18 protein-coding genes are annotated in these 26485 nt (G+C 71.0%); 10 read left to right on the forward strand and 8 right to left on the reverse strand.

The genetic code is table 11. The features are described 5' to 3' along the window. Nucleotides 1-62 precede the first annotated feature (62 nt). Both ABT123_RS08390 and ABT123_RS08395 read left to right on the forward strand, forming a co-directional pair. Nucleotides 63-833: an IclR family transcriptional regulator gene (locus tag ABT123_RS08390; RefSeq protein ID WP_351311071.1), complete on the forward strand. Its 771-nt coding sequence runs from the start codon at nt 63-65 to the stop codon at nt 831-833. Between the two features lie 97 nt (nt 834-930). Continuing rightward, a complete protein-coding gene (locus ABT123_RS08395) occupies nt 931-1380 on the forward strand; it encodes an SsgA family sporulation/cell division regulator (RefSeq protein WP_351311073.1) in 450 nt (149 codons plus the stop codon). Between the two features lie 139 nt (nt 1381-1519). Here the strand turns inward: ABT123_RS08395 and ABT123_RS08400 are convergent, their stop codons facing one another. Beyond that, complete coding sequence (locus tag ABT123_RS08400; protein ID WP_502970910.1) at nt 1520-2995, reverse strand: YibE/F family protein; 1476 nt, start codon at nt 2993-2995, stop codon at nt 1520-1522. Nucleotides 2996-3204: 209 nt separating this feature from the next. On the opposite strand from ABT123_RS08400, the gene thiC reads away from it, so the two are divergent. Beyond that, the gene (thiC, locus tag ABT123_RS08405) at nt 3205-5004 is read left to right on the forward strand and encodes a phosphomethylpyrimidine synthase ThiC (RefSeq protein WP_351311077.1); all 1800 of its coding nucleotides are present in this window, start codon (nt 3205-3207) and stop codon (nt 5002-5004) included. Nucleotides 5005-5152: 148 nt separating this feature from the next. Continuing rightward, a complete protein-coding gene (locus ABT123_RS08410) occupies nt 5153-6196 on the forward strand; it encodes an aldo/keto reductase (protein ID WP_351311337.1) in 1044 nt (347 codons plus the stop codon). A gap of 37 nt (nt 6197-6233) precedes the next feature. Here the strand turns inward: ABT123_RS08410 and ABT123_RS08415 are convergent, their stop codons facing one another. The 3 genes from ABT123_RS08415 to ABT123_RS08425 all read right to left on the reverse strand — a co-directional run bounded on the left by ABT123_RS08415 (nt 6234) and on the right by ABT123_RS08425 (nt 9761). Continuing rightward, entirely contained in the window at nt 6234-7082 is an 849-nt protein-coding gene (locus tag ABT123_RS08415) for a hypothetical protein (RefSeq protein ID WP_351311078.1), read from the reverse strand. Between the two features lie 142 nt (nt 7083-7224). Next, nucleotides 7225-8484, reverse strand: a complete 1260-nt coding sequence (locus ABT123_RS08420; protein WP_351311339.1) for a metallophosphoesterase — start codon at nt 8482-8484, stop codon at nt 7225-7227. Nucleotides 8485-8645: 161 nt separating this feature from the next. Next, complete coding sequence (locus tag ABT123_RS08425) at nt 8646-9761, reverse strand: LacI family DNA-binding transcriptional regulator (RefSeq protein ID WP_351311080.1); 1116 nt, start codon at nt 9759-9761, stop codon at nt 8646-8648. 350 nt (nt 9762-10111) lie between these two features. Between ABT123_RS08425 and hisC the strand changes: the two genes are divergently transcribed. Then, entirely contained in the window at nt 10112-11194 is a 1083-nt protein-coding gene (hisC, locus tag ABT123_RS08430; protein ID WP_351311082.1) for a histidinol-phosphate transaminase, read from the forward strand. Between the two features lie 32 nt (nt 11195-11226). Here hisC and ABT123_RS08435 read toward each other — a convergent pair whose 3' ends face one another. Next, nucleotides 11227-11595, reverse strand: coding sequence for a cyclophilin-like fold protein (locus ABT123_RS08435; protein ID WP_351311084.1), 369 nt, complete (start codon nt 11593-11595; stop codon nt 11227-11229). Nucleotides 11596-11786: 191 nt separating this feature from the next. On the opposite strand from ABT123_RS08435, the gene ABT123_RS08440 reads away from it, so the two are divergent. From ABT123_RS08440 to ABT123_RS08455, 4 genes are read left to right on the forward strand one after another with little or no spacing between them, the layout of a single operon-like run. Further along, the gene (locus tag ABT123_RS08440; protein ID WP_351311086.1) at nt 11787-13292 is read left to right on the forward strand and encodes a cytochrome ubiquinol oxidase subunit I; all 1506 of its coding nucleotides are present in this window, start codon (nt 11787-11789) and stop codon (nt 13290-13292) included. A gap of 18 nt (nt 13293-13310) precedes the next feature. Further along, a complete protein-coding gene (cydB, locus tag ABT123_RS08445) occupies nt 13311-14315 on the forward strand; it encodes a cytochrome d ubiquinol oxidase subunit II (protein WP_351311088.1) in 1005 nt (334 codons plus the stop codon). A 27-nt stretch (nt 14316-14342) separates the two neighbouring features. Continuing rightward, nucleotides 14343-18017 (forward strand): thiol reductant ABC exporter subunit CydD, encoded by a 3675-nt coding sequence (gene cydD, locus ABT123_RS08450; protein WP_351311090.1) that lies wholly within the window; start codon nt 14343-14345, stop codon nt 18015-18017. Between the two features lie 24 nt (nt 18018-18041). Further along, nucleotides 18042-19757 (forward strand): GAF domain-containing sensor histidine kinase, encoded by a 1716-nt coding sequence (locus tag ABT123_RS08455; protein ID WP_351311092.1) that lies wholly within the window; start codon nt 18042-18044, stop codon nt 19755-19757. Here the strand turns inward: ABT123_RS08455 and ABT123_RS08460 are convergent. After that, the gene (locus ABT123_RS08460; RefSeq protein ID WP_351311341.1) at nt 19754-20614 is read right to left on the reverse strand and encodes a Cof-type HAD-IIB family hydrolase; all 861 of its coding nucleotides are present in this window, start codon (nt 20612-20614) and stop codon (nt 19754-19756) included. The two genes, ABT123_RS08455 and ABT123_RS08460, sit on opposite strands and share 4 nt — an antisense overlap. 122 nt (nt 20615-20736) lie before the next feature. Here ABT123_RS08460 and ABT123_RS08465 point away from each other — a divergent pair, with 122 nt between their 5' ends. Continuing rightward, complete coding sequence (locus ABT123_RS08465; protein WP_351311094.1) at nt 20737-21639, forward strand: LLM class flavin-dependent oxidoreductase; 903 nt, start codon at nt 20737-20739, stop codon at nt 21637-21639. Nucleotides 21640-21658: 19 nt separating this feature from the next. Here the strand turns inward: ABT123_RS08465 and ABT123_RS08470 are convergent, their stop codons facing one another. Together ABT123_RS08470 and ABT123_RS08475 are read right to left on the reverse strand one after the other, a co-directional pair. Next, entirely contained in the window at nt 21659-24619 is a 2961-nt protein-coding gene (locus tag ABT123_RS08470) for a tetratricopeptide repeat protein (RefSeq protein WP_351311096.1), read from the reverse strand. Then, entirely contained in the window at nt 24616-26454 is a 1839-nt protein-coding gene (locus tag ABT123_RS08475) for an HSP90 family protein (protein ID WP_351311098.1), read from the reverse strand. The genes ABT123_RS08470 and ABT123_RS08475 overlap by 4 nt, the downstream gene beginning before the upstream one ends. Between the last annotated feature and the right edge of the window lie 31 nt (nt 26455-26485).

The raw sequence follows: 26485 nt of genomic DNA on the forward strand, positions 1-26485 counted from the left end.
AGCGGGGGCGGCCCCCGCAGGGCGGGTCCCCCAAGGCCCGCCGCCACGCCTGGGGGTGAGCTTTGTCCACGGTTCACAATGCCGCTGTACCGACCCTGATCGGTTCGGTGCAGCGGGCGCTGAGACTGCTCGAAGCCGCCGGTTCCCATAGGGAGGGAGCCCCGGCGAAACAACTGGCACGCGAGGCCGGGCTCCCGCTTCCCACCGCGTACCACCTGCTGCGCACGCTCACCCACGAGGGCTATCTGCGCCGGCAGAGCGGGGTCTTCGTGCTCGGCGACGCTGCCGGTCGGCTGGCCGGTGGCGGACTGCAGCAGAAACGTCGCAGCATGATCCTCGATTCGCTCGCCCACTTCCGGGACGTGGTCGGGGCGCCCGTCTACTTCGCGGTGTACCGCGAGGGTGAAATCGAGGTGGTCGGGGTCGCGGACACCCCGGCCAATCCCGCCTGCGAGGAATGGGCCGGCTTCCGGGAGACCGGGCATGCGCACGCCATCGGGCAGTGCCTGCTCGGCCAGCTCGACGAAAAGGCCCGCCGGGACCATTACGACCGCCACCCGGTGGAGGCGATCACTCCGTACACGGTTGCGGACATGCGGGCGATGGAACAGCGAATTTCCGCCATGGAACGGATGCAGCCCGTCACCGAGCGTCAGGAGTACGCCCTGGGCACGGTCTGTGCAGCCATCCCGATCACGGCCGGAGATACGGCCGCGACCATGGCTATTTCGCTCCCTCTGCACCAAGAAGACCGGTTGCTGTATGCAGTCGATCGGCTACGGAGTGAAGTAGGCGCGCTGTTGAGCACGCTCTCCTTCTCTATCAGTATCTGAAAACTCACTCCTTGTGATCTGCTAGCGCGTCCACCACGATTGTCAAGAGGGCCCTGGGGGACCATTCCTGGCCACGTCAATCACTGCGGGGTAGGCAATGCGCGAGTCGGTACAGGCAGAGGTCATGATGAGCTTCCTCGTTTCGGAGGAACTCTCGTTCCGGATCCCGGTGGAACTCCGGTACGAAGCTCGTGACCCCTACGCAGTACGCCTGACGTTCCACCTTCCTGGCGATGCGCCCGTGACCTGGGCGTTCGGCAGGGAGCTTCTCCTCGACGGCATCAACAAGCCGTGCGGTGACGGCGATGTGCACATCGCCCCCACCCACCCCGAGGAACTCTCCGATGTCCACATCCGGCTTCAGGTCGGCAGTGACCGGGCCCTGTTCCGGGCCGGTGCGGCGCCGCTGGTCGCCTTCCTCGACCGGACCGACCGGATCGTGCCGCTCGGTCAGGAGCGCAACCTCGGCGATTTCGAGGAGCACCTCGACGACGCGCTCGGCAAGATCCTCGCCGGGGCGCAGCAGAACGAACAGAACGCCGGCTGACCCACCCGGCGTACGTACGGCGTAGCTTGACGGCTCGGCGTGCCGACACGCTGAGCACCCCCACCCGAACCATCCCCACCCGAACCACCCCCACCCGAGGCGCCGCCCTTCCCCCGGGCGCGCACGAGCCGAGCCGCCGTCAGCGCTTGCGCCGGCGGCGGCCCCGACCGCCGCGGCCCGTGCCCGACCCGGCCGAGCCGACCGAACCGGCCGCCGCGGCCGAGGCGGTGGCCGGGGATTCCGGCCGGTCCGCCGAGACCACCAGGGCCGCCAGCACCGTGGTCACCGGAACCGAGGCCACCAGTCCGATGGAGCCCACCAGGGTCCGGACGATCTCCTCCGCAACCAGCTCGCTGTTGGCAACCGCCCCCATGCTGCTGTTGGCGATCGAGAACAGCAGCAACAGCGGGAGGGCCGCACCCGCATAGGCGAGGATCAGGGTGTTGACCACGGACGCGATGTGGTCGCGGCCGATCCGGATCCCCGCCCGGTAGAGCTCGCGCGGTCCCATCTTCGGATCGGCCTGGTGCAGTTCCCAGACCGCCGAGGTCTGAGTGATCGTCACGTCGTCGAGCACGCCGAGCGATCCGATGATCACACCGGCGAGCAGCAGGCCGCTCATGTCGATGTCCGGGTAGAGCCCGTGGATCAGCCCGGTGTTGTCGTCGGTGTTGCCGGACAGGAACGCCCAGTCGATGAGCAGTGAGCCCAGCACCCCGATCAGGAGCAGCGAGACCAGCGTGCCGAGCACGGCGACCGAGGTGCGGGCGGTCAGGCCGTGGCACATGTAGAGGGCGATCAGCATGATGGCGCTGGCCCCGACCACCGCGACGACCAACGGGTTCGAGCCCTGCAGGATGGCCGGCAGGATGAATAGGGTCAGGATGCCAAAGCTGATCGCGAGTGCGATCAGTGCGAACATTCCGCGGAGTCGGCCGACCGCGACCACCACGAGGGCGAAGACGCCGGCGAGCAGGGCGATCGGGAACTTCCGGTTCACGTCGATCACCGAGTACTGGAGGTCCCGCGGGGCGTCCGGCGCGTACGCGACGACCACTCCCTGACCTTTCTCCAGCTGTCGCGGGGCGCCGGGCTGGACGACCTCGACGAAGGTGCGGCCCCGGTCCGGGCCGGTGCCGATCTCGACCGTGGCCTTCTTGCACTGGCCGTTCTGTCCGGCCTGCGCCTCGCGCCCCTGCGGTGCGGTGGGGTTCCCGGTGGGCGGCACCTGAGCGGCGTTCACTGATGCACAGTCAACCGTTTGCAGGGCGATCACGGTGGCCTGCTGGGTCTGCCGGTCGAAGCCGACTCCGGTGCGCTCGTGGGCAGGAGCGCCGCCCGGCCACAGCACCACCAGACCGACCACGACAGCGGTGGCGAAGGGGACCAGGACAGCGGCGATCACCCTCCGCAGATGCTGCGAGACGGGGGCCGCCGGCCCGTGCCCGTGACTGTGCCCGTGACTGTGACCGTGCCCGTGCGCATGTCCGTTTCCTGGCCCGTTTCCGGGTCCGTTTCCCGGTCCGTGATCCTGGCCGTGATCCGGGCCGTCTCCGTGCTCCCCGTGGCCGAAGTGGCCAGTGGGATCCATGGGGTCGTTGGGGGGCTGAGGCATGGGCGTCACCGCCTGATCATCGCAAGAGATGAGGGGGCCCACTGTTCAGCACGCCACACATGACGCTAGCGTGGGGGCTACTTTGCACAACGCGGGAGCTCGGAGCACCGGGCTGAGAGGGCGCTGATCACCGTACGCACGTACGGGAGGAGGCTGCGCCGACCGCCGAACCTGTTACCGGGTAATGCCGGCGTAGGGAGATAGGTCTCATGACCATTCAGGATGCACGCACGCCTGCCACCAGCCAGGACGGCCAGGCCGATCAGGCCGGTCAGGCCGAGCGCAAGCCGGGCTGGCACAAGGGATACGTCACGGGATCCCGCCCCGACATTCAGGTGCCGGTTCGCCAGGTCCACCTGACCACCGGCCGCGACGTCACGCTGTACGACACCTCCGGCCCGTACACCGACCCGCAGATCGAGACCGACGTCCGGCGCGGACTCGCGCCGCTGCGCGAGAACTGGATCATCGGCCGCGGTGACACCGAGGAGTACGCCGGCCGCCCGGTCCGCCCGGAGGACGACGGCATCAAGCACACCTCGCCGCGCGGTGGCCTCAAGAACCTCGACGCGGTCTTCCCGGGCCGGCCCCGGCAGCCCCGCCGGGGCCGCGACGGCCAGGCCGTCACCCAGCTCGCGTACGCCCGCCGCGGCGAGATCACCCCGGAGATGGAGTACGTCGCGATCCGCGAGAACGTCTCCCCCGAGGTCGTCCGCGAGGAGATCGCGGCCGGCCGCGCGGTGCTGCCGGCGAACGTGAACCACCCGGAGATCGAGCCGATGATCATCGGCAAGAGGTTCCTGGTGAAGGTCAACGCCAACATCGGCAACTCCGCTGTGACCTCCTCCATCGAGGAGGAGGTGGAGAAGATGACCTGGGCGACCCGCTGGGGCGCGGACACGGTCATGGACCTCTCCACCGGCCGCAACATCCACACCACCCGCGAATGGGTGCTGCGCAACTCCCCCGTGCCGATCGGCACCGTGCCCCTCTACCAGGCGCTGGAGAAGGTCGACGGCAAGGCCGAGGACCTGACCTGGGAGATCTACAAGGACACGGTCATCGAGCAGGCCGAGCAGGGCGTCGACTACATGACGGTGCACGCCGGCGTGCTGCTGCCGTACGTCCCGCTGACCGCCCGCCGCAAGACCGGCATCGTCTCCCGCGGCGGCTCGATCATGGCGGCCTGGTGCCTGGCGCACCACAAGGAGAACTTCCTCTACACGAACTTCGAGGAGCTCTGCGACATCCTGGCGACGTACGACGTCACGTACTCGCTGGGCGACGGGCTGCGCCCCGGCTCCATCGCGGACGCCAACGACGCGGCACAGTTCGCCGAGCTGAAGACGCTGGGCGAGCTGAACACGATCGCCAAGCGGCACAACGTCCAGACGATGATCGAGGGCCCGGGCCACGTCCCGATGCACAAGATCAAGGAGAACATCGACCTCCAGCAGGAGATCTGCGAGGAGGCCCCGTTCTACACCCTGGGCCCGCTGACCACGGACGTCGCCCCGGCCTACGACCACATCACCTCGGGCATCGGCGCCGCGATGATCGCCTGGTGGGGCACGGCGATGCTCTGCTACGTGACGCCCAAGGAGCACCTGGGCCTGCCCAACCGCGACGACGTGAAGACCGGTGTCATCACATACAAGATCGCGGCGCATGCGGCGGACCTGGCCAAGGGCCACCCGGGTGCCCAGGAATGGGACGACGCCCTGTCGGACGCCCGCTTCGAGTTCCGCTGGGAGGACCAGTTCAACCTGGCCCTGGACCCGGACACGGCCCGTGAGTTCCACGACGAGACGCTTCCGGCCGAACCGGCCAAGACCGCGCACTTCTGCTCCATGTGCGGTCCGAAGTTCTGCTCGATGAAGATCTCCCAGGACATCCGCCGTGAGCACGGCGGGGACCTGAAGGCCGACGAGATCCAGGCGGGCATGGCGGAGAAGTCCGCCGAGTTCGCCGCTGCGGGCAACCGGGTCTACCTGCCGCTGGCGGACTGACCCGAGGGCGGGTGACCGCGAGCCACCGACCGGGGGGAATGGCGCTGCCCGGGAGATCCACGACGGATCTCCCGGGCAGCGCCGTGTGTTGCCGCGCCAGGGGTTGAGCTGGAGTGCACTCCAACTCGTAGGGTGCGCCGGTATGACGATGCGATACAGGAACTTGGGCGGGACCGGCATCGAGGTGAGCGTGCACTGCCTCGGCACGATGATGTTCGGGGCGGTCGGCAACCCCGACCACGAGGACTGCGTACGGATCATCCACGCGGCCCTCGACGAGGGCATCAACTTCGTCGACACCGCCGACATGTACTCCGCGGGGGAGTCCGAGACGATCGTCGGCAAGGCGCTCAAGGGGCGCCGGCGCGAGGATGTCGTGCTTGCCACCAAGGGGCACTTCCCGATGGGTGAGGGCCGCAACCGGAGCGGGAACTCGCGGCGCTGGCTGGTGCAGGCGGTGGAGGAGAGCCTCACCCGGCTCGGCACGGACTGGATCGACCTGTACCAGGTGCACCGGCCCGACCCCCGGACGGACATCGAGGAGACCCTCGGCGTGCTCGGGGACCTCGTGCGGGAGGGGAAGATACGCGCCTTCGGCTGCTCCAGCTTCCCCGCCGAGGAGATCGCCGAGGCCCACCACGTGTCCGAGCGGCGGGGGCTGCCGCGCTTCCGCACCGAGCAGCCGCCGTACTCGATCCTCGCGCGCGGGGTGGAGAAGGACGTGCTGCCGGTCGCCCGGAGGTACGGGATGGGGGTGCTGACCTGGAGCCCGCTGGCCTCCGGATTCCTCAGCGGGGCGTACCGGCCGGGCCGGGAGGTGGACCTGACCAGGGGGCGGGCCGCACTGACGCCGGCCCGCTTCGATCCCGCCATCCCCGGCAACTTGGCCAAGCTGGCGGCTGCCGGACAGCTGATCGAGGTCGCGGAGGACATCGGGTGCAGCCTGCCGGAGCTTGCCGTCGCCTTCCCGCTCGTACACCCGGCGGTCACCTCGGTGATCATCGGGCCGCGCACCATGGAGCAGCTGCGCTCCCTGGTGAAGGGGGTGTCGGTGGTGCCGGACGACGAGACCCTCGACCGGATCGACGCGATCGTGCCGCCCGGTACCAACCTGTACCAGGCGGACGGCGCCTGGCGGCCCGCCGCCCTGACCGAGCCCGCCCTGCGGCGTCGGCCCGTCGGGGACCGCTAGCCGGTGCCGGTGCCGGTGCAGATGTCGGTGTCCGCGCCTAGTCCCGCTCGTGCTCGGGGTCGCCGGAGTCGGGGTGGCCGAAGGCGGGGCCGTCGAAGTCCGGACTGCTGAAGTCCGGGGCCGTGTAGCCGGGCCGGGACCCCTGTGAGGGTGGTCCCGGGCTGGTGAAGTCGGGCCGGGTGTAGCCCAGGTCGGGGATGCGCCCGGCCTTCGGCGTACGCGGTACGGGAACGCCGGCCGGCCCCGGATCGGCCAGTGCCTCCCGCAGGAACGGCAGGATGCCCCGCTCCAGCAGGGCGTGCTGCCAGGCTTCGCGGGCCTGCAGGACCTCCTCCGACACTGTTTCCGACGCATCGGCCGCCACTTCCGTCGCCCGGTTGCGGACGGCGGTGACCAGCAGGCCGACCACCGCGAACAGCAGGCCCACCACGGTCAGTGCCCCGAACAGCCATCCGGCGGTGAGGATCGTTTCGGCGAAGGCGGGCTCGGGCTCGACCATCTTCATGATCCAGCCCACCAGGAGGAAGATCACCATGGCGGTGCCGGCCAGGACCGGGGCCAGCACCGCGACCATCGCGCCGATGCCCGCTCCGGCCGGGCCGTCCGCCGCGACATCGGCCGCCGCCGAGTGTGCCGAGTGCGCCGCGAGGGCCGCCTCGCGCAGTTCTCCCCGTACCTTCACGTAGTGGTCGTACTCGGCAGCGGCGGCGGTGGTCAGCAGCACACTGGCGTTGGTCGCCATGGTGCGGAGCTGCTCCGCGTTGAGGCGTTCGCCGAGCGCGGTGAGCTCGGGCCGATCGTGCGCGGTGCGCAGTACTTCGTCGAGGAGTCGATCGAACTCCGGGCGGTCTTCGGCCAGCAGGTGCCCAGCGTTGTTCATGTGCATCCCCCGATGCTCCGAAGGGGCCGGTGCCGCCCGCGCGACACACCGGGCGACCGGCACAAACGGAGGAGAGCCTGCTACGGATAGAGCGATGGTAGAGCGATCGCGCCATCCACTGACAGGGGGTTGTCGTAAATGGCAACCATCAGTCGTTCAACGGAAGTTGTACGACCAGGAGTTTCCCGGCCATGGTCACTCCGCCGTCCATGGCGATCGCGAGGCCGTCCGCGTACACGTGCGGGCCGTCCACCGCCTCCGGTCCGCGGCTTTCGTCGCCGTCCTCGGTGCCGACCTCGCCCAGCAGGTAGGGGATGGGGCTGTGCCCGTGCACCACGCGCGTGCCGCCGTAGGTGTCCAGCAGTTCGCGGACCGCGAGGGGGCCGGTCTCCTGGTCGCGGAAGGCGAACCGCTTGGTGAACTTGCGGAACAGGTCCCAGGTCTCGTCCGCGTCGTTGAGGTTGAGCAGCTCGTGGATCTTGTCGTTGACGTCCTCGATGGAGTCGCCGTAGTCGAGGTAGGCGGTGGTGTCGGAGTGCAGCAGCAGATGGCCGTCCTCCAGGACTGCCGCGTCCAGCCGGGACATCCACTGGAGGTGGACGTCCTCCAGGCGCTCCATGTCGGTGCGCTGACCGCCGTTGAGCAGCCAGGCGGCCTGGAAGGTGGCGGTGCCGGCGCCGGAGGAGACGGGGGTGTCCCCGAACCGCTTGGCGCCGATGAGGAGCAGTTCGTGATTGCCCATCAGGGCCTTGCAGTAGCCGCCGGCGGCGGCGGCCTCGGCGGACAGCCGCATCACGAGGTCGATGACGCCGATGCCGTCGGGGCCGCGGTCGGTGAAGTCGCCGAGGAACCAGAGCCGGGCGGTGCCGGCGGACCAGCGGCCGTCGGCGTCGATGAGGCCCTGGGCGTGGAGTTCGGTGACGAGCTCGTCGAGGTAGCCGTGGACATCCCCGACCACGTAGAGCGGGCCGGGGCCGGTGCCCTGGTCCGGCGCGTCCTGGGGGACGTACTGGACCTGGACGGTGTCCCCGGGGCCGCCGGCCGCGCCGCGCCCGATGATCGGGAGGTCGCGCTGGGTCGGGGTGTAGCCCTCGGGGTCCTCGTACTCCGCGTGCTCCTCGTACCCCTCCGGGCCCGTCCGGCTCACGGGGCCCGCCTGGCCCACCGGGGCCGCCTGGCCGCTGCGGGGGTCGGGTCCGTCGTACGCGGGCCGGTACCCGTGCTGGGACGGAACGGCGGGTGGCACGGCCGGTGGTACGGGCGCGGTGTCCTCGTAATAGGCGGGGTATTCGCCGTACACGGGTGCCTCGGTGACGGCCGGGGCGGCGGGGACTCGGAAGTCCCGCAGCGTGTCCGTCCGCACTACGGGTCCCTGACCGGCCCCCTGAGTCATCGACCCCTCCACCACCGTCGCGCTGCCGTACACCTGCGGACCCTCCTGCCCTCCTGACCGGAGGGTCCGTGATGTCGTGCGCCCATCATAGGAATGCAGCTCGCGCTCTGTGACGCACCAGGGGTGGTGAATCCTGGGCGGAACCGGGCCTTCCGCCTATTTTCTCCCGAATTGCCTCAGTCGCGGGCCGGCGAGCGGGGCGGACTGACGGTGGTCCGGGGCTTCCTGCGCTGCGAAGAAGTCCTGACGATCAGTTCGGTCGGGACCACCTGTTCCACCGGCCGGCCGGTGTCGACCCCCTCGATCGCATCGATCAGGAGCTGCACCACGGCGGTTCCGATCCGGCGCGGTTTGAGGGAGAGGGTGGTGATCGGCGGCTCGGTGTTCGCGTACACGGTGGACTCGCTGCAGCACACCAGCAGCAGGTCCTCGGGGACGCGCAGGCCGTAGCGGCGGGCGGCGGCCAGCAGGTCGGTGCCGTTGGGGTCGAAGAGCCCGTAGACGGCGTCGGGGCGGTCGGGCCGGGCGAGCAGCCGGTCGGCGGCCACGGCTCCGGCGCACGGGTCGTGGGCGGGGTAGGACTCGTAGACGGGATCCTGGCCGACCCGGTCGCACCAGCTGAGGTAGGCGGTGGTGGAGAGCCGGGTGTAGGTGTCGGTGGTGGTGCCGGTGAGCAGTCCGATCCGGCGGGCGCCGGCGGCGGCGAGGTGGTCGAGCAGGTTGAGGACGGCCGCTTCGTGGTCGTTGTCGACCCAGGCGGTGACGGGGAGGGAGCCGGCCGGGCGCCCGTCGGAGACCACCGGCAGGCCCTGGCGGACCAGCTCGGAGACCACGGGATCGTGGTCGGAGGGGTCGATGACCACGGTGCCGTCGAGGGCCACGTTGGACCAGACGTCGTGGCGGGAGGTGGCGGGGAGGATGACCAGGGCGTAGCCGCGGGCGAGCGCGGCGGAGGTGGCGGCCCGGGCCATCTCGGCGAAGTAGGCGAACTCGGTGAAGGTGAAAGGTTCATCCCCGTACGTCGTCACGGTCAGGCCGATCAGGCCGGACTTTCCGGTACGGAGGGTGCGGGCGGCGGCGGAGGGGCGGTAGCCCAGCCGGTCGGCGACCTCGCGGACGTGGCGGCGGGTGGCGTCCGGGAGCCGGCCCTTGCCATTGAGCGCGTCGGAGACGGTTGTGATCGAGACGCCGGCCGCTGCCGCCACGTCCCTGATGCCGGCCCGGCCCTGTCGGCCGGCGGCCCGCCGGGTGGTCTCGGTCCGGCTCACCTGATGCTTCCCTGCTGCTGTCATGGCGAGCCGATAGTAGGGCTCGGTGGGGTGGCTGGTCCGGATGCATATGCACGCGTTGACAGGCACGATTCTGCATGGTTCGCCACCCACAATGACCTTGGAAATAAAGGGTGTTGTGTGCTCTGAGTGACGACCCCGCTTGTCGTCGGGTCCGGGCATGCCAAATCGGAGAGGTCGCGGGCGGTCCTCAACTCACCTGTACGAGGGACGCGCGCCACGGCGCGGGCCACCAGCGCGTGCATATATGTACGCGCTCCCCCTCTTTCCTGGCGCCCACCATTTTCGGCCGGGCGGAATCCTCATAAGGTGAGCAGTATTGAGTTGTACGGGAAGGTCGAGGAGGACCTGCGGTGAGCGAGAAGAGCCCGAAGCTGCGCGCCGAGCTGGATGGCATCCCCACCTACAAACCGGGCAAGCCGGCCGCAGCCGGGGGACCGGTCGCGTACAAGCTGTCCTCCAACGAGAACCCGTATCCGCCGCTGCCGGGGGTGCTGGAGCAGGCGGTGGCGGCGGCCGGGAACTTCAACCGCTACCCGGACATGGCCTGCACCGGCCTGGTGAACGAGCTGGCCGAGCGGTTCGGCGTACCGGTGGAGCACATCGCCACCGGCACCGGTTCGGTGGGCGTGGCCCAGTCGCTGATCCAGTCGACGGCCGGTCCGGGTGACGAGGTCATCTACGCCTGGCGGTCCTTCGAGGCGTACCCGATCATCACGCAGATCTCCGGGGCGACGCCGGTGCAGGTCCCGCTGACCGCGGGCGATGTGCACGACCTGGACGCGATGGCGGACGCCATCACCGAGCGGACCCGGCTGATCTTCGTCTGCAACCCGAACAACCCCACCGGCACCGTGGTGCGCCGGGCGGAGCTGGAGCGGTTCCTGGACCGGGTGCCGTCGGACGTGCTGGTGGTGCTGGACGAGGCGTACAAGGAGTTCATCCGGGACACCGAGGTGCCGGACGGCATCGAGCTGTACCGCAACCGGCCGAACGTCGCGGTGCTGCGGACCTTCTCCAAGGCGTACGGCCTGGCCGGCCTGCGGGTGGGCTTCGCGGTGGCGCACGAGCCGGTGGCCGCGGCGCTGCGCAAGACGGCGGTGCCCTTCGGCGTCAGCCAGCTGGCCCAGGACGCGGCGGTGGCCTCGCTGCGTGCCGAGGACGAGCTGCTGGGGCGGGTCGGCTCGCTGGTCTGCGAGCGGAACCGGGTCTACGAGACCCTGCTGGCCCAGGGCTGGACGGTGGTTCCGGAGACCCAGGCGAACTTTGTGTGGATGCGGCTGGGCGAGCGGACCGCTGCGTTCGCGGCGGCCTGCGAGAAGGCCGGTGTGGTGGTCCGGCCCTTCGCGGGCGAGGGCCTGCGGGTCACGATCGGTGAGACCGAGGCGAACGACCTCTTCCTGCACACGGCGGAGGCCTTCTTCAAGGAGCTGTAGTTCCGCGAAGGAGCTGTAGTTCCGCGCCGGCCTCAGGCCGGCTCTACGCGGATGGGGTCGCCGTCGCGGACGGTGGCCAGGAGGCGGGGGTCGCCGTCGAAGGAGCCCAGCACATTGCAGGGGCTCGCCAGGCGGCTCTCGCCTCCGCGCGAGATGGGGGTGGGGCCGTAGGGGAGGGCGAGTGCGTCCCCTTCGGTCCAGAAGGCCACGGTGCCGGGGTCGACGACCTGCCGGGCGTCGTGCTCCAGGGCCACCGAGACGCCGGTGTCGAAGTAGACCTCCTCGCCCCAGGTGTGGGCGCTGGCGGAGATCGGGAGCGCCGCGGCCAGGGCCTTGGCGGTGGGGGTTTCGTCGAGGGTTGCGGTGAGCTGGCCGGCGGGCCAGGAGATTCGTATCTGCATGGCCCAATTCAACAATCTGTTGAAATCCTTGGCTAGGGGCACCCCCGCCGCAAAGCTCCGAAAAGCAGTGCGCCATAATGCTTGTGAATGTGAACGCGTTCACAAGCGTGTCCTGCTTCCTCCCTATATGGGGTGGAACCCGCCAGGCAGACTGCCCGCTGTGACCACGGCGACGACAAGGAGAAGACGACGTGGACCTAGCTTTGGCGCCGGAGACATTGGCGCGCTGGCAGTTCGGTATCACCACCGTCTACCACTTCCTCTTCGTTCCCCTGACGATCTCGCTGGCGGCGCTCACCGCCGGGCTGCAGACCGCCTGGGTGCGAACGGAGAACGAGAAGTACCTCAAGGCCACCAAGTTCTGGGGCAAGCTGTTTCTGATCAACATCGCGATGGGTGTCGTCACCGGCATCGTCCAGGAGTTCCAGTTCGGCATGAACTGGTCCGACTACTCGCGATTCGTCGGTGACATCTTCGGGGCCCCGCTGGCCTTCGAGGCGCTGATCGCGTTCTTCTTCGAATCCACCTTCATCGGGCTGTGGATCTTCGGCTGGGACAAGCTGCCGAAGAAGATCCACCTGGCCTGCATCTGGATGGTCTCGATCGGCACCGTCTTGTCCGCGTACTTCATCCTCGCGGCCAATTCCTGGATGCAGCACCCGGTCGGCTACCGGATCAACGAGGAGCGGGGCCGGGCCGAGCTCACCGACTTCTGGCTGGTGCTCACCCAGGACACCGCACTCACCCAGTTCTTCCACACCATCACGGCCGCCTTCCTGGTCGGCGGCGCGTTCATGGTCGGCATCGCCGCCTTCCACCTGGCGCGCAAGAAGCACATCCCGGTGATGCGGACCTCGCTGCGGCTCGGCCTGGTCACCCTGATCATCGCCGGCATGGGCACCGCCCTCAGCGGCGACCTGCTCGGCAAGGTCATGTTCAAGCAGCAGCCGATGAAGATGGCCGCCGCCGAGGCCCTCTGGGACGGCGAAGCGCCCGCTCCGTTCTCCGTCTTTGCGTACGGCGATGTCGAAAAGGGCCACAACAAGGTCGCGATAGAGATCCCGGGCCTGCTGTCCTTCCTGGCCAACGACGACTTCACCTCGTTCGTCCCGGGCATCAACGACGTCAACAAGGCCGAGCAGGAGAAGTACGGACCCGGCGACTACCGGCCCAACATCCCCGTCGCCTACTGGAGCTTCCGGTGGATGATCGGCTTCGGCATGGCCTCCGTCGCGATCGGCGTGCTGGGCCTGTGGCTGACCCGCAAGAAGTTCATGCTGCCGACCGCTCTGCGCACCGGTGAGGACGAGGTCCCGCATCTGGTCCTGTACAAGAAGGCGCTGAGCCCCAGGTTCACCAACTGGTACTGGCTGCTCGCGCTCTGGACCATGTGCTTCCCGCTGATCGCCACCGCCTGGGGCTGGATCTTCACCGAGATGGGCCGTCAGCCGTGGGTGGTCTACGGAGTCCTGCGGACCAGGGACGCGGTCTCCCCCGGCGTCTCCCAGGGCGAGATCCTCACCTCGATGATCGGCTTCACCCTGCTGTACGCCGTGCTCGCGGTGATCGAGGTCCGGCTGCTCGTCAAGTACGTCAAGGCCGGACCGCCCGAGCTCACCGATTCCGACCTCAACCCGCCCACCAAGATCGGCGGCGACGACAAGAACGCCGACCGGCCGATGGCCTTCTCGTACTGAGGCTGAGGAGACCACACCATGCAACTCCACGATGTCTGGTTCGTACTCATCGCCGTCCTGTGGATCGGCTACTTCTTCCTCGAGGGCTTCGACTTCGGTATCGGCGTCCTGACCAAGCTGCTGGCCCGGGACCGTACCGAGAAGCGCGTTCTGATCAACACCATCGGGCCCGTCTGGGACGGGAACGAGGTCTGGCTGCTCAGCGCCGCAGGCGCGACCTTCGCCGCCTTCCCCGAGTGGTACGCCACCCTGTTCTCCGGCTTCTACCTGCCGCTGCTGCTCATCCTGGTCTGCCTGATCGTCCGGGGCGTCGCCTTCGAGTACCGGGTCAAGCGGCCGGGAGACCGGTGGCAGACGAACTGGGAACACGCGATCTTCTGGACCTCGTTGACCACAGCGTTCCTGTGGGGCGTGGCCTTCGCCAACATGGTGCGCGGGGTGAAGATCGACTCCGAGATGGAGTACGTCGGCTCCCTTGGGGATCTGCTGAACGTCTACTCGCTCCTGGGCGGACTGGTCACCCTCACCCTGTTCACCTTCCACGGCGCGGTCTTCGCCTCGCTCAAGACGGTCGGTGACATCCGGGACCGCGCGCGGCAGCTCGCCACCCGGCTGGGTGTCGCCACTGCCGTGCTGACCCTGGTCTTCCTGATCTGGACCCAGGTCTCTCGGGGCGATGCCACCAGCCTGGCCGCGATGATCGTGTCGGTGCTCGCGCTGGCGGGCGCCCTGGGCGCCAACCTCGCGGGCCGTGAAGGCTGGTCGTTCGCGCTGTCCGGAGTCACCATCGCGGCTGCCTTCACGATGCTGTTCCTGACGCTCTTCCCGAACGTCATGCCCTCCTCCCTGAACGAAGCCTGGAACCTCACGGTCACCAACGCCTCGTCCAGCCCGTACACCCTGAAGATCATGACCTGGCTGGCGGCCATCGCCACGCCGGTGGTGCTGCTCTACCAGGGCTGGACCTACTGGGTGTTCCGCAAGCGGATCGGTACCCAGCACATCGCCGACGCCGCCCACTGACCCTGCTCTCAAGGGGGCATGTTTCACGTGAAACCGATCGACCCGCGCCTGCTCCGGTACGCCCGCTCCACCCGCCTCTTCCTCGGCGCGGTGGTGGCCCTCGGCCTGGCCGGGGCGGGGCTGGTCGTCGGGCAGGCGATGCTGATCGCCGAGATCGTGGTCGGAGCCTTCGAGCAGGGCCTCGACGGGGCCGCCCTCCGGACGCCGCTGCTGCTCCTCGCGGCCGTGGCGCTGGGGCGCGGCCTGGTGGCCTGGCTGACCGAACTGGCCGCACACCGGGCCAGCGCGGCGGTGAAGTCGGAGCTGCGCGGCAGGCTGCTGGACCGGGCCGCCGAGCTGGGGCCGGGCTGGCTCAGCGGCCGGCGGACCGGCTCGCTGGTGGCGGTGGCCACCCGGGGTGTGGACGCACTCGACGACTACTTCTCCCGCTACCTGCCCCAACTGGGGCTCGCCGTGGTGGTCCCGGTGGCGGTGCTCGCCCGGATCGTCACCGAGGACTGGGTGTCGGCGGCGATCATCGTGGTCACCCTGCCGCTGATCCCCCTGTTCATGGTCCTCATCGGCTGGGCCACCCAGGCCCGGATGGACCGGCAGTGGCGGCTGCTGTCCCGGCTGTCGGGGCACTTCCTCGACGTGGTGGCCGGACTGCCGACGCTCAAGGTGTTCGGCCGGGCCAAGGCGCAGGCCGAGGCGATCCGCACCATCACCGCCGAGTACCGGCGGGCGACCGTGCGGACCCTGCGCATCGCCTTCCTCTCCTCGTTCGCACTGGAGCTGCTCGCCACCCTCTCGGTGGCGCTGGTGGCCGTCACCATCGGCATGCGCCTGGTCCACGGCGAGCTGGACCTGTACACGGGCCTGGTGATCCTGATCCTGGCGCCGGAGGCCTATCTGCCGCTGCGCCAGGTGGGCGCGCAGTACCACGCGGCTGCGGAGGGGCTCGCCGCGGCCGAGGAGATCTTCGAGGTGCTGGAGACCCCGCTGCCGGCCGGCAGCGGCTCGGCCGTGGTTCCGGCCGGCCCGGTGGAGCTGTCCGTCGAGGGCGTGGCGGTCCGGTACCCCGGCCGGGCGGAGGCCTCCCCCGGCCCGGTCACCCTGAAGGTCGGACCGGGCGAGTGTGTGGCCGTCACCGGGCCGAGCGGGGTGGGCAAGTCCACCCTGCTGTCGGTCCTGCTGGGGTTCACGGCACCGTCCGAGGGGCGGGTGCGGGCCGGGGGCACGGACCTGGCGGAGCTCTCACCGGCCGGTCTGGAGGAGTGGCGGTCGCGGATCGCCTGGGTGCCGCAGCGGCCCCATCTGTTCGCCGGGACGATCGCCGAGAACGTACGGCTGGCCCGGCCCGGGGCGACCGAGGAAGCCGTGGCCGCGGCCCTGCGGGAGGCAGGGGCCTGGGAGTTCGTGGCCGCGTTGCCGCGGGGTGCCTCGACCGTGCTCGGCGAGGGCGGGATCGGCCTGTCCGCCGGTCAGCGCCAGCGGCTGGCCCTGGCCCGGGCCTTCCTTGCCGACCGGCCGGTGCTGCTGCTGGACGAGCCGACGGCGGCACTGGACGGCGAGACCGAAGCGGGCGTGGTGGACGCGGTACGGCGGCTCGCCGTGGGGCGGACCGTTCTGCTGGTGGTGCACCGGCCGGCGCTGCTGGCCGTCGCGGACCGGGTGGTCCGGCTGACGCCGGTTGGGGCTGGGGCTGCGGCTGCCGGTGCGGGTGCCGGGCGCGCGGGTGTGGGTGTCGGTGCGGCGCCGGGTGTTGCCGGTGCCGTCGATGCCGCTGGTTCGCAGCCGACTGGTTCGCGGCCGACGGAGGTGTCGGATCCCGGGGCCTGGATCCTTGGGTCCGGGTCCGAGGGTGGGGCCGAGGCCGGCTCTGCGGCCGGCAGTGGTGTGCCGGAGTCGGGGTTCGCCGCGCCGCGGGGCGTGTCCGGGGGCCGGAATCCGCTGGCGCGGGTCCGGGCCGCCGCCCGTGCCTCGCGCGGGCGCTTCGGGCTGGGGCTGCTGTTCGGGGCGCTGGCCGTCGGGTGCGGCGTCGGCCTGATGGCGGTGTCCGGCTGGCTGATCTCACGGGCCTCCGAACAGCCGCCCGTGCTCTACCTCATGATGGCCGTCACGGCGACCCGCGCCTTCGGGATCGGGCGGGCGGTGTTCCGGTATGCCGAGCGGCTGGTCTCCCACGATGCCGTCCTGCGGATGCTCGCCGACCTGCGGGTCTCCGTGTACCGGCGGCTCGAGCGGATCGCCCCCGCCGGACTGCGCGAGCAGCGGCGCGGGGATCTGCTGGCCCGGCTCGTTGCCGACGCCGATGCCCTGCAGGACTACTGGCTGCGCTGGCTGCTGCCGGTCGGCACCGCCCTTCTCGTCGGGACCGGCTCGGTCGCGTTCACCGCCTGGCTGCTGCCCGAGGCCGGCGCGGTGCTCGCGCTCGGCCTGCTCACCGCCGGTATCGCGGTCCCGCTGATCGGCGCCGCCGTGGCCCGCCGGGCCGAACGCCGGCTCGCACCCGCGCGGGGCGAGCTCGCCACGCGCGTGGCGGAGCTGCTGACCGGCACCGCCGAGCTCACCGTCGCCGGCGCGCTGGCCGACCGTAAGGCCGGGGTGCGGGCGAGCGACCGCACGCTCACCGCGATCGCCGCTCGCGGCGCCGCCGCCACCGGACTCGGCAGCGGCCTGTCCGCGCTGGTCTGCGGACTCACCGTGGTCCTCGCCGCCGCGGCGGGCGCCGCGGCCGTGGCCGACGGACGGCTGTCCGGTGTTGCCATGGCCGTGGTCGTACTCACCCCGCTCGCCGCCTTCGAGGCCGTCACCGGCCTGCCGTTGGCCGTCCAGTACCGCCAGCGGGTCCGGCGCAGCGCCGAGCGGGTGTACGAGGTCCTCGACGCGCCGGTCCCGGTCGCCGAGCCGGAACACCCCGCGGCGCCCCCCGCCTCCCCCTTCCCGCTGCGGCTCACCGGGATCACCGCCCGGTACCCCGGCCAGGAACGGGATGCCGTGCACGGCATCGATCTGACCCTGGAGGCCGGGCGGCGGATCGCCGTCGTCGGGCCCTCGGGCTCCGGCAAGACCACCCTTGCCCAGCTGCTGCTCCGCTTCCTGGCGGCCTCGGAGGGCGGCTACACCCTCGGCGGGACCGAAGCCCGGGAACTGGACGGTGACCAGGTGCGCCGGTTCGTCGGACTGTGCGCCCAGGACGCCCACCTCTTCGACAGCTCCGTACGGGAGAACCTGCGGCTGGCCCGGCCCGGCGCGACCGAGCCGGAGCTGCGCCGGGCGCTGGCCGGGGCCCGGCTCCTGGACTGGGCGGACGCCCTGCCCGACGGCCTGGACACCCTGGTCGGCGAGCATGGCGAGCGGATCTCCGGCGGACAGCGGCAGCGGCTCGCGCTGGCCCGGGCGCTGCTCGCCGACTTCCCCGTACTCGTCCTGGACGAGCCCGCCGAACACCTGGACACGGAGACCGCGGATGCCCTGACGACCGATCTGCTGGCCGCCACCGAGGGCCGCACCACCGTGCTGATCACGCACCGGCTGGCCGGGCTGGAGGAGGTCGACGAGGTGCTGGTCCTGGAGGGCGGACGGATCGTCCAGCGCGGAGCGTACGGGGACCTCGTCGCCGTCCAGGGTCCGCTGCGCAGGATGCTGGACCGGGAGCGGGAAACCGATCTCGCGGCAGCCGGTACCGCGGGGGGAGCACCGGCCGACTTTCCTCGGTAAAAGGGACTAATTAGGCTCAAGGGCATGTCAGTGCAGGAGTCGCAGGAACCCCCGGATCCGCTGGAGGCCGCCACCCAGGCCACCCGGAGCCTGCAGGGCCTGTCCACCGAGCTCACCGCCCGTGTACCGCAACTGCTGGAGGCCATGCGCTCGGTCGGCACCGGACTCGAACTGCACTCCACGCTGGACCGCATCTGCGAGACCGCGGCCGAACTCGCGGACGCCCGCTATGCGGCCATCGGGGTGGTCGACACCGAGGGACGGGGGCTCTCCGACTTCGTCACCTACGGAATCTCCGAGGAGGTGGCCCGGCGCATCGGGCACCGTCCGGACGGCAAACGCGGGCTGCTCGGTGCGCTGATCCGGCATCCCGACCCGGTGCTGCTCACCGATCTCACGAAGGATCCGCGGGCGGCGGGATTCCCGCCGAACCACCCGCCAATGAAGACCTTCCTCGGTGTCCCGATCCGGGTGCAGGGCGAGATCTTCGGCAATCTCTACCTGGCCGAGAAGCACGGCGGCCTGGAATTCACCGACTACGACGTGCACATGGTCCGGGTGCTGGCCACCGAGGCGGGCATCGCCATCGGCAACGCCCGGCTCTACGAAGCGGCCACCCAGCGGGAACGCTGGATCGACGGCTCGGTGGCCGTCACCACAGCTCTGCTGTCGGGCGGGGACGCCGACGACGCGCTGGTCGTGGTCGCCGAACAGGCCCGTCATCTGGCCGACTCGGCCGCGGGCATCGTGATGCTGCCTGCCCGCGAGGGCGGAATGGAGATCGTCGCGGTCTCCGCCGAGAACCCGGCGACCTCGCTTGGGATGCTCATCCCGGGGGACAGCCCGGTGGTGGAGAAACTGCTCCAGGGCGAGCCGGTGTTTGTGGACGACGTTTCCGCCGACCCGCGGACGATCAGTCGGCTGACCAGCCAGTACGGGCCGTGCATGATGCTGCCTCTGCAGAGCGGCGGCCGGGTGCTGGGGGCGCTGGTCACCCCGCGGGGGCGCGGGAAGCGGCCGTTCAGCGAGTCCGAGCGGACCCTGGCCACCCAGTTCGCCTCGCAGGCGGCGCTCGCGCTGATGATGGCGGAGGCGCAGCGCGACCGGGAGCGGCTCGCGGTGTACGAGGACCGTGACCGGATCGCCCGTGATCTGCACGACCTGGTGATCCAGCGGTTGTTCGCCACCGGGATGATGCTGGAGGGCGCGCAGCGCCGGTCGGTCGTGCCCGAGGTGCGGGACGGGGTCGGCAAGGCCGTCGACGAGTTGGATGTGACCATCCAGGAGATCCGCACGGCGATCTTCGCCTTGCAGCAGGGGCCGGCCGAGGCGCCGTCCGGGTTCCGCACCCGGGTGCTCCGCGAGATCAACATGGCGGCCGTGCCCCTCGGCTTCAAGCCCTCGCACCGGTTCCTCGGCCCGCTGGACGCGGTGGTCGGCGAGCTGGTCGGCAAGAACCTGATTGCGGCGCTGCGCGAGGCGCTGTCGAATGCCTTCCGGCATGCCGAGGCCTCCCGGATCGAGGTGGTCCTCGATTCCACCGTCACCCTGCCGGACGGGCGGCCCGGTGTGCGGCTGGAGGTCGCGGACGACGGCGTGGGCATCCAGGAAGGCGGCCGGCGCAGCGGACTGCGGAACCTGCGCCGCCGTGCGGAGGCGCTGGGCGGCTCCAGCTCGTACGGGCCGGGCATCGGCGAGGACGGCGGCGGCACCACCCTGGTGTGGGAGGCCCCGCTCTAGACCCTGTCCGCCGTGGTGTCCGCCTCGGTGCCCTCGGCGGGGGGCGTGCGGTCGGCGAGGATGCGCTCGATGACGACGGCGACCCCGTCCTCGTTGTTGGCGACGGTCCGTCCGGAGGCCGCCGCTATCACATCCGGATGCGCGTTGCCCATGGCGTACGAGGTGCCGGCCCAGCTCAGCATCTCCACATCGTTGGGCATGTCCCCGAAGGCCACCACCTCATCGGCGGTGATGCCGCGCTCCGCGCAGCACATCGCGAGCGTGCTGGCCTTGGACACCTCGGGCCCGCTGACCTCCAGCAGGGCGGTGGGGCTGGACCGGGTGATGGATCCGTACTCACCGGCCGCGGACCGGGCCAGCGCCAGGAACTCGTCCGGGGAGAGCTCCGCGTGGTGGGCGAGCAGCTTCAGCACCGGGGCGGCGTGGCCGCCGGGCTCCTCGTGCAGCAGCTTCTCGGCGGCGGCCACGGTGGCACCCGGGTCCTGGAAGAACGGCGGGTAGTGCGGCTCGTAGTGGATTCCGGTGGTCAGCTCGACCGCGAAGGAGGTGCCGGGGGCGGCCTCGCGCAGGGCGTGCACCACGGCGAGCGCGGCAGACCGGGCCAGCGCCCGTACCTCGATGATCCGGCCGTTGTCGTGCAGGTCGACCACGGCGGCGCCGTTCGCGCAGATGGCGAGTCCGTGCCCGTGGACGTGGTCGCTGACCACGTCCATCCAGCGGGCCGGCCGGCCGGTGACGAAGAACACCTCGATCCCGGCCTCCTCCGCGGCGGCGAGCGCGGCGACGGTCCGCTCCGAGACGGATTTGTCGTCCCGCAAGAGGGTTCCGTCGAGGTCGGTGGCGATGAGCCGGGTCATGGGCGCGTGCCCGTCCGGGCGCTGGGAAGCCGAGGTCACGGGTCCATCTTCGCCCATGGCGGGCGGGCTCGGACGCCGCGATGTTTCGAGGGTGCCGCTCCGGCGGCCGTAGGCTCTGTGACATGAGTCTGCGACTGAGCACGGTGATTCTTCCGGTACGTCGGTGGCAGGAGGGAGGCCGCGCCGCCTGGGTTCGCGCCGAGCAGCTCGGCTTCCACACCGCCTACACCTACGACCACCTGGCGTGGCGAAGCTTCCGCGACGGGCCGTGGTTCGGTGCGGTGCCGACGCTGACCGCGGCGGCCACCGCGACCGAGCGGCTGAGGCTGGGCACGCTGGTGACCTCGCCGAACTTCCGGCACCCGGTCACCCTGGCCAAGGAACTCATCTCGCTGGACGACATCTCCGGCGGGCGGATCACGCTGGGCATCGGCGCGGGCAGCAACGGCTTCGACGCGACCACCCTCGGCCAGGAGCCCTGGACGCCGCGCGAGAGGGCCGACCACTTCGGGGAGTTCCTTCCGCTGCTGGACCGGCTGCTCACCGAGGGCTCGGTCAGCCAGCAGGGCCGGCTCTACGCGGCGGAGGAGGCCCGGAACATCCCCGGCTGCGTCCAGCGGCCCCGGCTGCCCTTCGCGGTGGCCGCCACCGGCCCGCGCGGCCTGAAGCTGGCCGCCCGGCACGGGCAGGCCTGGGTGACCACCGGTGACCCCAAGCTGTACGAGGAGGGCACCCCGGAGCAGTCGGTGGCGGCCATTCGCGGGCAGCTGGAGAAGCTCGGCAAGGCCTGCGCCGAGGACGGGCGGAACGTTGCCGAGCTCGACAAGATCCTGCTGACCGGGTTCACGCCCGAGCAGAACACGGTCATGGACTCGCTGGATGCGTTCGTCGACTTCGCGGGCCGCCACATCGCGCTCGGCATCACCGAGATCGTGATCCACTCCCCTATCCAGGACTCCGTGTTCGCCGCCGACGAGAAGGTGTTCGAGCGGATCGCCACGGAGGCACCGGCCCAGCTGGGCTGAGCCGGCACCGCCGGGGCGGTCAGCCGCGCAGGGACTCGGCTGCCTCCTCCGCACGGGGGAGCAGCCAGCCCGGGGCCGTGCCGTCCGGGAGGGTGCGGAGTTCCGCGGCCAGGGCCTCCAGCCGGGTGGCGCCCGCCTCCGCGCGGCCGAGCTCGTGGTCCGTCCAGGCGGCGCCGTTCAGGCAGTGGAAGCGCTGTTGCAGATGCTCGGGACCGAGGCCGGCGTAGAGGGTGGCCGCCCGGTCCCAGAGCTCCACCGCCTCCAGGCGCAGCCGGCGCACCTGCTCGGCGGACCCGTCCCCGGAACCGGCCTCGTCCCCTTCGTTCTCTTCGTTCTCCTCAGCCTCCTCGTTCAGCGCGTCCACCTGCTGATCGAGGATCTGGGCGAGCTGCTGCCAGGTCTGGGCGAGTTCGTAGCTGAGCTCCGGCCCCGTCGCCCCGTCCAGGAACTCCGCGGCCTCCTCCATCCGGGCCCTGGCCCGGGCCGTTGTCGCGTCCGTGTTCTCCTCGCGCAGGTACAGCCAGGCCAGGGAGCGCAGGATGCGGACGACCGCCACCGGGTTGTCCCCCGCGTCCCGGTGCAGTTCCAGGGCGCGTTCGTAGGCGGCGACCGATTCCGTCACCAGCCCGGCTCCGGACAGCGCTTCCGCCGCCGAATGGGCCAGTGCCGCCTGCGGGCGCGGGTCCTGCCAGTCCTTCGTGATCTCCGCCGCCAGCAGGTACTGCTCGGCGGCCGAACGCGAGTCGTGTAGTTCGCGCAGCAGGTCCCCCAGGAACTCCCGGGCCTGCACCGCCTGGTGCTCCCCGTGCTCCAGCAGGTCCGGCAGCGCCGACTGCAGTACCTCGGCCGCTTCCGCCGTACGGTCCTGCCGGGCGTATGCCCGGGTCAGCAGCAGCCGGGCCTGAGCTCCGCCGCCGACCGCCAGCCCGGCCTGGTCGAACCAGTGCGCTGCGTCCAGAGCGTGGGCCGCTGCCTCCACCGCCTCTCCGGTCCGCAGCAGGAGGTCCGCCAGGGTCAGCCGTACGGCGCCCTGCCGTGCCGCTTCGGGCAGCTCGACGGCGTGGCCGAGCGCCGCCCGGGCCGCCTCTACCGCTTCGCCGGGCCGGTTCAGCGACATCAGCACCCCGGCCCGCAGGGCGAGCGGCTCCACGGCCAGCCACGGCCGGCCCGCGTCGAGGCCGCGGGAGGCCGCCGAGGCGAGCAGCGCTTCGGCCCGCTCGGCCTCACCCTCGGCCAGGGCCAGCCGGGCCAGCATGTCCTCGGCGTCGCCCAGCAGGTCCTCGAGTTGCCCGGGGTCTTCGGTGTCCGTGAAAAGGGCCAGGAAATCCGTCAGGTCGGCGGCCGACCGGGCATCCACCCCCGGTTCCTCTCTGCCCAGGTACGCCTCCACACGGATCCGGAGCAGGTCCACCGATGCGATCCGGCGGACCCGCAGCGGTTCCTCCGCCCCCAGCGCCGCCGCCGATGCGGCGGCCACCGCGAGCAGCTTCCGGATGTCCTCCGGGTCGGCCCCGAACTGTGCGGCGGCCGAGGCCAGCCGCAGCTCGGCCAGCACCGCCCGGTCCTCCTGCCCGGCAGCACGGTGCGCGTCCCGGACCCCGGCGAGCAGCTCCCGGGCCGAGGGGTCCCCGGCCTCCGCGGCTGCCAGGCTCCGGTACTCCAGCAGATCCGCGGCCAGTGCCGCGTCCAGGTGCTCCTCACCGGCCCGGGCCGACACGGCCTCCCAGGCTGCGGCGGCTGCCGGATGCCCCTGGGCGCGGGCGGCGCGGGCTGCGGCCACCAACTCGGGGAACGCGGTCGTTGTTTCACGTGAAACATGGGGGACGGGCACTGTCGGTGCGGCGGGAGCTGCTGGGGCCGCGGGCAGCGTGCTGCTGCGCACCCCGAGCGGCAGCAGGTCCACCAGCGGCTGCTGCGCGATCCGCTCGGCGAACCGCTCCGAGACCCGGGCGTTGCCGTTGCGTGCGTCGAAGCGGCGGGCGATGTCCAGGGCGTCCGCGTGCAGTACCTCGTACAGCTCCTGGACCGTCCGCCGGGTGCCCTCGAAGGGAACGGCCGGCCCGTCGCCGTGACCGAGTTCGGTCAGTCGGCGCAGCAGGACGAGGACCCCGCCGTAGAACGTCACCCGGGCTTCCAGGTCGGCAAGCGGACGCAGGTGGGCGGAGTGCTCGGCGAGGATCTCCAGTCCCCGTGATTCATTGCCGGTCAGTGCACAGAACTCGATGTGCTTGCCGATGGAGCGGAGCAGGCTTTCGTTGCCGCGTGCCATCCGGTAGCCGCGCAGGTGGTGCGCGCGGGCCTCGTCAAGCCGGCCCAGGCGCAGCAGGGGCAGCAGGGAGTGGGCCAGGGTGCGGTGGGGTTCCTCGGCGCAGCTCCGCCCGCCGTCGAGGACCGGTTGCCAGACCTCGACGGCCTTGGCGTCATCGCCCTGGTAGGACCAGAACCAGCCCTGGGTGTTGAGCTCGCAGGCATGGCAGTCGCTCATGCTGTCGCGCTGGGCGGCCATGAACGCCTCGGCGGCCTTCTGTGCGCGGGCGTCGTCGGCCATCGCCTCGGCGAGGAAGAGCTCGGCCTCGCGGACCGGCCGTTCGCTGTATCCGGCGATCCGGTAGCGGCGCTCCATCTCGGCGATCCAGCCCGCCGCGGACTCCAGGGAGATCTCGGGGGAGTTGGAGATGGCGGTCGCCACCCACTTGAACTGCCAGAACAGGGAGTGCGTCTCCCCGGGGGAGAACGCGGCCGGGTCCCGGTCGTACTCCTGGAGCAGGCGGGCGAAGGGGACCAGCATCTTGGTCCGCTCGGCGGTGAACTCGTAGGCGTCGATCTGGTTGTCCAGGGCCTCGCGGAGCAGGGCGCGGTCCCCGGTGGCCTCGGCGGCGGCGCTGAGCGCCTCGGCGTGTGCGTTGCGTGCGGCGCCGTAGGGGGCCTGCCGGTTCTCGAGGAGGCCGCGGCGCACTTCGTCGGGGGTCATCGTGCTCATGCGCCGTCCTCCCGGGCGTCGGTGGTGTGGGTGGCCCATTCCAGAAGTCCCAGGAAGGCCCGGTTGAGCAGGGTGGAGTCGGCGGGGCGCAGCGGGCGCTGCGACATCAGCAGGGCCTGCCCGTAGAGGGATTCGACGGCGGTGGCGGTCAGGGCCTCGTCGGGCAGTGCGGCGATCCGGCGGATCAGCGGGTTGTTGTGGTTCAGCACCAGCCGGGCGCGCGGGGCGGAGCCGCGGAGCGCACCGAGGATGCCCGACCAGAGGGAGTCGGCGCTCTCCGCGGCGGCTGCCCGGTCGCGTTCCTGCCGTGCCTGCCGGTCGTCGAGGTAGAGGGCGGGCACGGCCACCGGCTGGAAGGCGCGCAGCACCACGTCGCAGCTCTGTGCCTCCAGCCGGGTGCGGGCGGTGGCCAGGAAGGCGGCCAAGGCCAGTTCGGCGGAGGTCGGCACCGGATCGAGGCGGTCGGTGACCGCCCCGGCATCCAGCTCGGCGACCTTGATTCCGGGCCGTACCGTGGGCAGCAGGGCGAGCAGGTCGGCGTCGTAGGTGTAGCCGGCGTTGATCACACCGAGTCCGTGGGCCGCCGCGATCGGGGCGATCTGGCGGAACTCCTCCACGGTCCGGGTGAAGTGGATGTCGGAGTGGGCTGCCGCGAACTCCTCCAGGCTCATGGAGCCGTCACTGGTTTCGAAGGGCAGCCAGGGCAGCATCAGGTCCAGCAGCTCGGCGTCGTGCCGGGCCAGAGACTTCACTCCGAGGTGATGGACGCTCAGGAAGGCGGCCAGCCGATCGGGTTCGCTCGCGGCCAGTTCGGCAAGCCAGCTTCGGATCCGGGTGCCCAGGGCCTCCCGGACGGCGGCGAGGGTCTCGTCGTCGTACAGGTTCTCCCGGGAGGCCGTGGGCCGCAGGGTGTCGGTGTCCAGGACGGCGCGGACGAAGAACGCCCAGTCCGGCAGCAGGTTGTCGGCTCGGTCGGTGAGCAGCATGCCCTTGAGGTGGACGCGGTGTCCGGCCCGGTGGGCGGGGCTGGTCGGCTCGGGCAGGACGTACGCCACTCCCCGCACCCCGGCGACCGGCAGGTCCAGGTCGATGGTGTCGAGCGGGGTGAACCCGAACAGCTGGGCGCAGTGCCCGGAGAGGGCCACCCGGCGGGCGGTGGGGGTGGGGAAGGCGCGGTCCCAGATCGCCGGCCGGTCGGTGATCGGGCGGGGCTCGGCGTCGGTGCCGTCCTCGAAGGTGATCTCGTACGGCAGGAGGGCGCCGAAGTCGCGGGCGAGCTGCTCGACCTTGGCGGCGGCGGTCCATTCCTCGGCGCCCGGACGGACTTCGAGGTGGACGGTGGTGCCGGGCAGGGGGCGGGCCTCGTCGGGGAGTTCGCGCACGGTGTACGAGCCGTCGTCGGTGGCGAGCCATTCGACGGGGGCGGCCTTCGGGTCGCGCGCGGAACGGGTGACCACCCGGATCCGGCGGGCGACGACGAAGCAGGCGAGCAGGCCGATGCCGAACTGGCCGAGGAATTCCTGCCGGGTGGTCTCCAGGCCGTGTTCCCCGCCCCGCTTGGAGCTGCGCCCGATGGTGGCGAGGAGGGAGTGTGCCTCATCTGCCGTGAGCCCGATGCCGTTGTCCTCGATGGAGACCCGGCCGTCGGCGGCGGTGAGCCGGATGTGTACCTCGGCGTCCGGCGCGTGGCCCGGCAGGGTACGGCGGGCGGTGACGGCGTCGACCGCGTTCTGCAGGAGTTCGCGGACGTAGACCCGAGGGCTGGAATAGAGATGGTGGGAGAGGAGATCGACCAGGCCGCGGAGGTCGACCTGGAAATTGTTCACGGGCGTCATGAGATGTCACCTCGGGTGCGCACGGTGGGTT

Source organism: Streptomyces sp. NPDC002054 (assembly GCF_040296685.1).
Lineage (GTDB): Bacteria > Actinomycetota > Actinomycetes > Streptomycetales > Streptomycetaceae > Streptomyces.

What these genes read in the sequence shown, in the direction of transcription:
- ABT123_RS08395 (WP_351311073.1), top strand. Translation starts at nt 931, where the DNA reads ATGCGCGAGTCGGTACAGGCAGAGGTCATGATGAGCTTCCTCGTTTCG.
- ABT123_RS08400 (WP_502970910.1), bottom strand. Translation starts at nt 2,995, where the DNA reads ATGCCTCAGCCCCCCAACGACCCCATGGATCCCACTGGCCACTTCGGC.
- thiC (WP_351311077.1), top strand. Translation starts at nt 3,205, where the DNA reads ATGACCATTCAGGATGCACGCACGCCTGCCACCAGCCAGGACGGCCAG.
- ABT123_RS08410 (WP_351311337.1), top strand. Translation starts at nt 5,153, where the DNA reads ATGCGATACAGGAACTTGGGCGGGACCGGCATCGAGGTGAGCGTGCAC.
- ABT123_RS08415 (WP_351311078.1), bottom strand. Translation starts at nt 7,082, where the DNA reads ATGCACATGAACAACGCTGGGCACCTGCTGGCCGAAGACCGCCCGGAG.
- ABT123_RS08425 (WP_351311080.1), bottom strand. Translation starts at nt 9,761, where the DNA reads ATGACAGCAGCAGGGAAGCATCAGGTGAGCCGGACCGAGACCACCCGG.
- ABT123_RS08435 (WP_351311084.1), bottom strand. Translation starts at nt 11,595, where the DNA reads ATGCAGATACGAATCTCCTGGCCCGCCGGCCAGCTCACCGCAACCCTC.
- cydB (WP_351311088.1), top strand. Translation starts at nt 13,311, where the DNA reads ATGCAACTCCACGATGTCTGGTTCGTACTCATCGCCGTCCTGTGGATC.
- ABT123_RS08455 (WP_351311092.1), top strand. Translation starts at nt 18,042, where the DNA reads ATGTCAGTGCAGGAGTCGCAGGAACCCCCGGATCCGCTGGAGGCCGCC.
- ABT123_RS08460 (WP_351311341.1), bottom strand. Translation starts at nt 20,614, where the DNA reads ATGACCCGGCTCATCGCCACCGACCTCGACGGAACCCTCTTGCGGGAC.
- ABT123_RS08465 (WP_351311094.1), top strand. Translation starts at nt 20,737, where the DNA reads ATGAGTCTGCGACTGAGCACGGTGATTCTTCCGGTACGTCGGTGGCAG.
- ABT123_RS08470 (WP_351311096.1), bottom strand. Translation starts at nt 24,619, where the DNA reads ATGAGCACGATGACCCCCGACGAAGTGCGCCGCGGCCTCCTCGAGAAC.
- ABT123_RS08475 (WP_351311098.1), bottom strand. Translation starts at nt 26,454, where the DNA reads ATGACGCCCGTGAACAATTTCCAGGTCGACCTCCGCGGCCTGGTCGAT.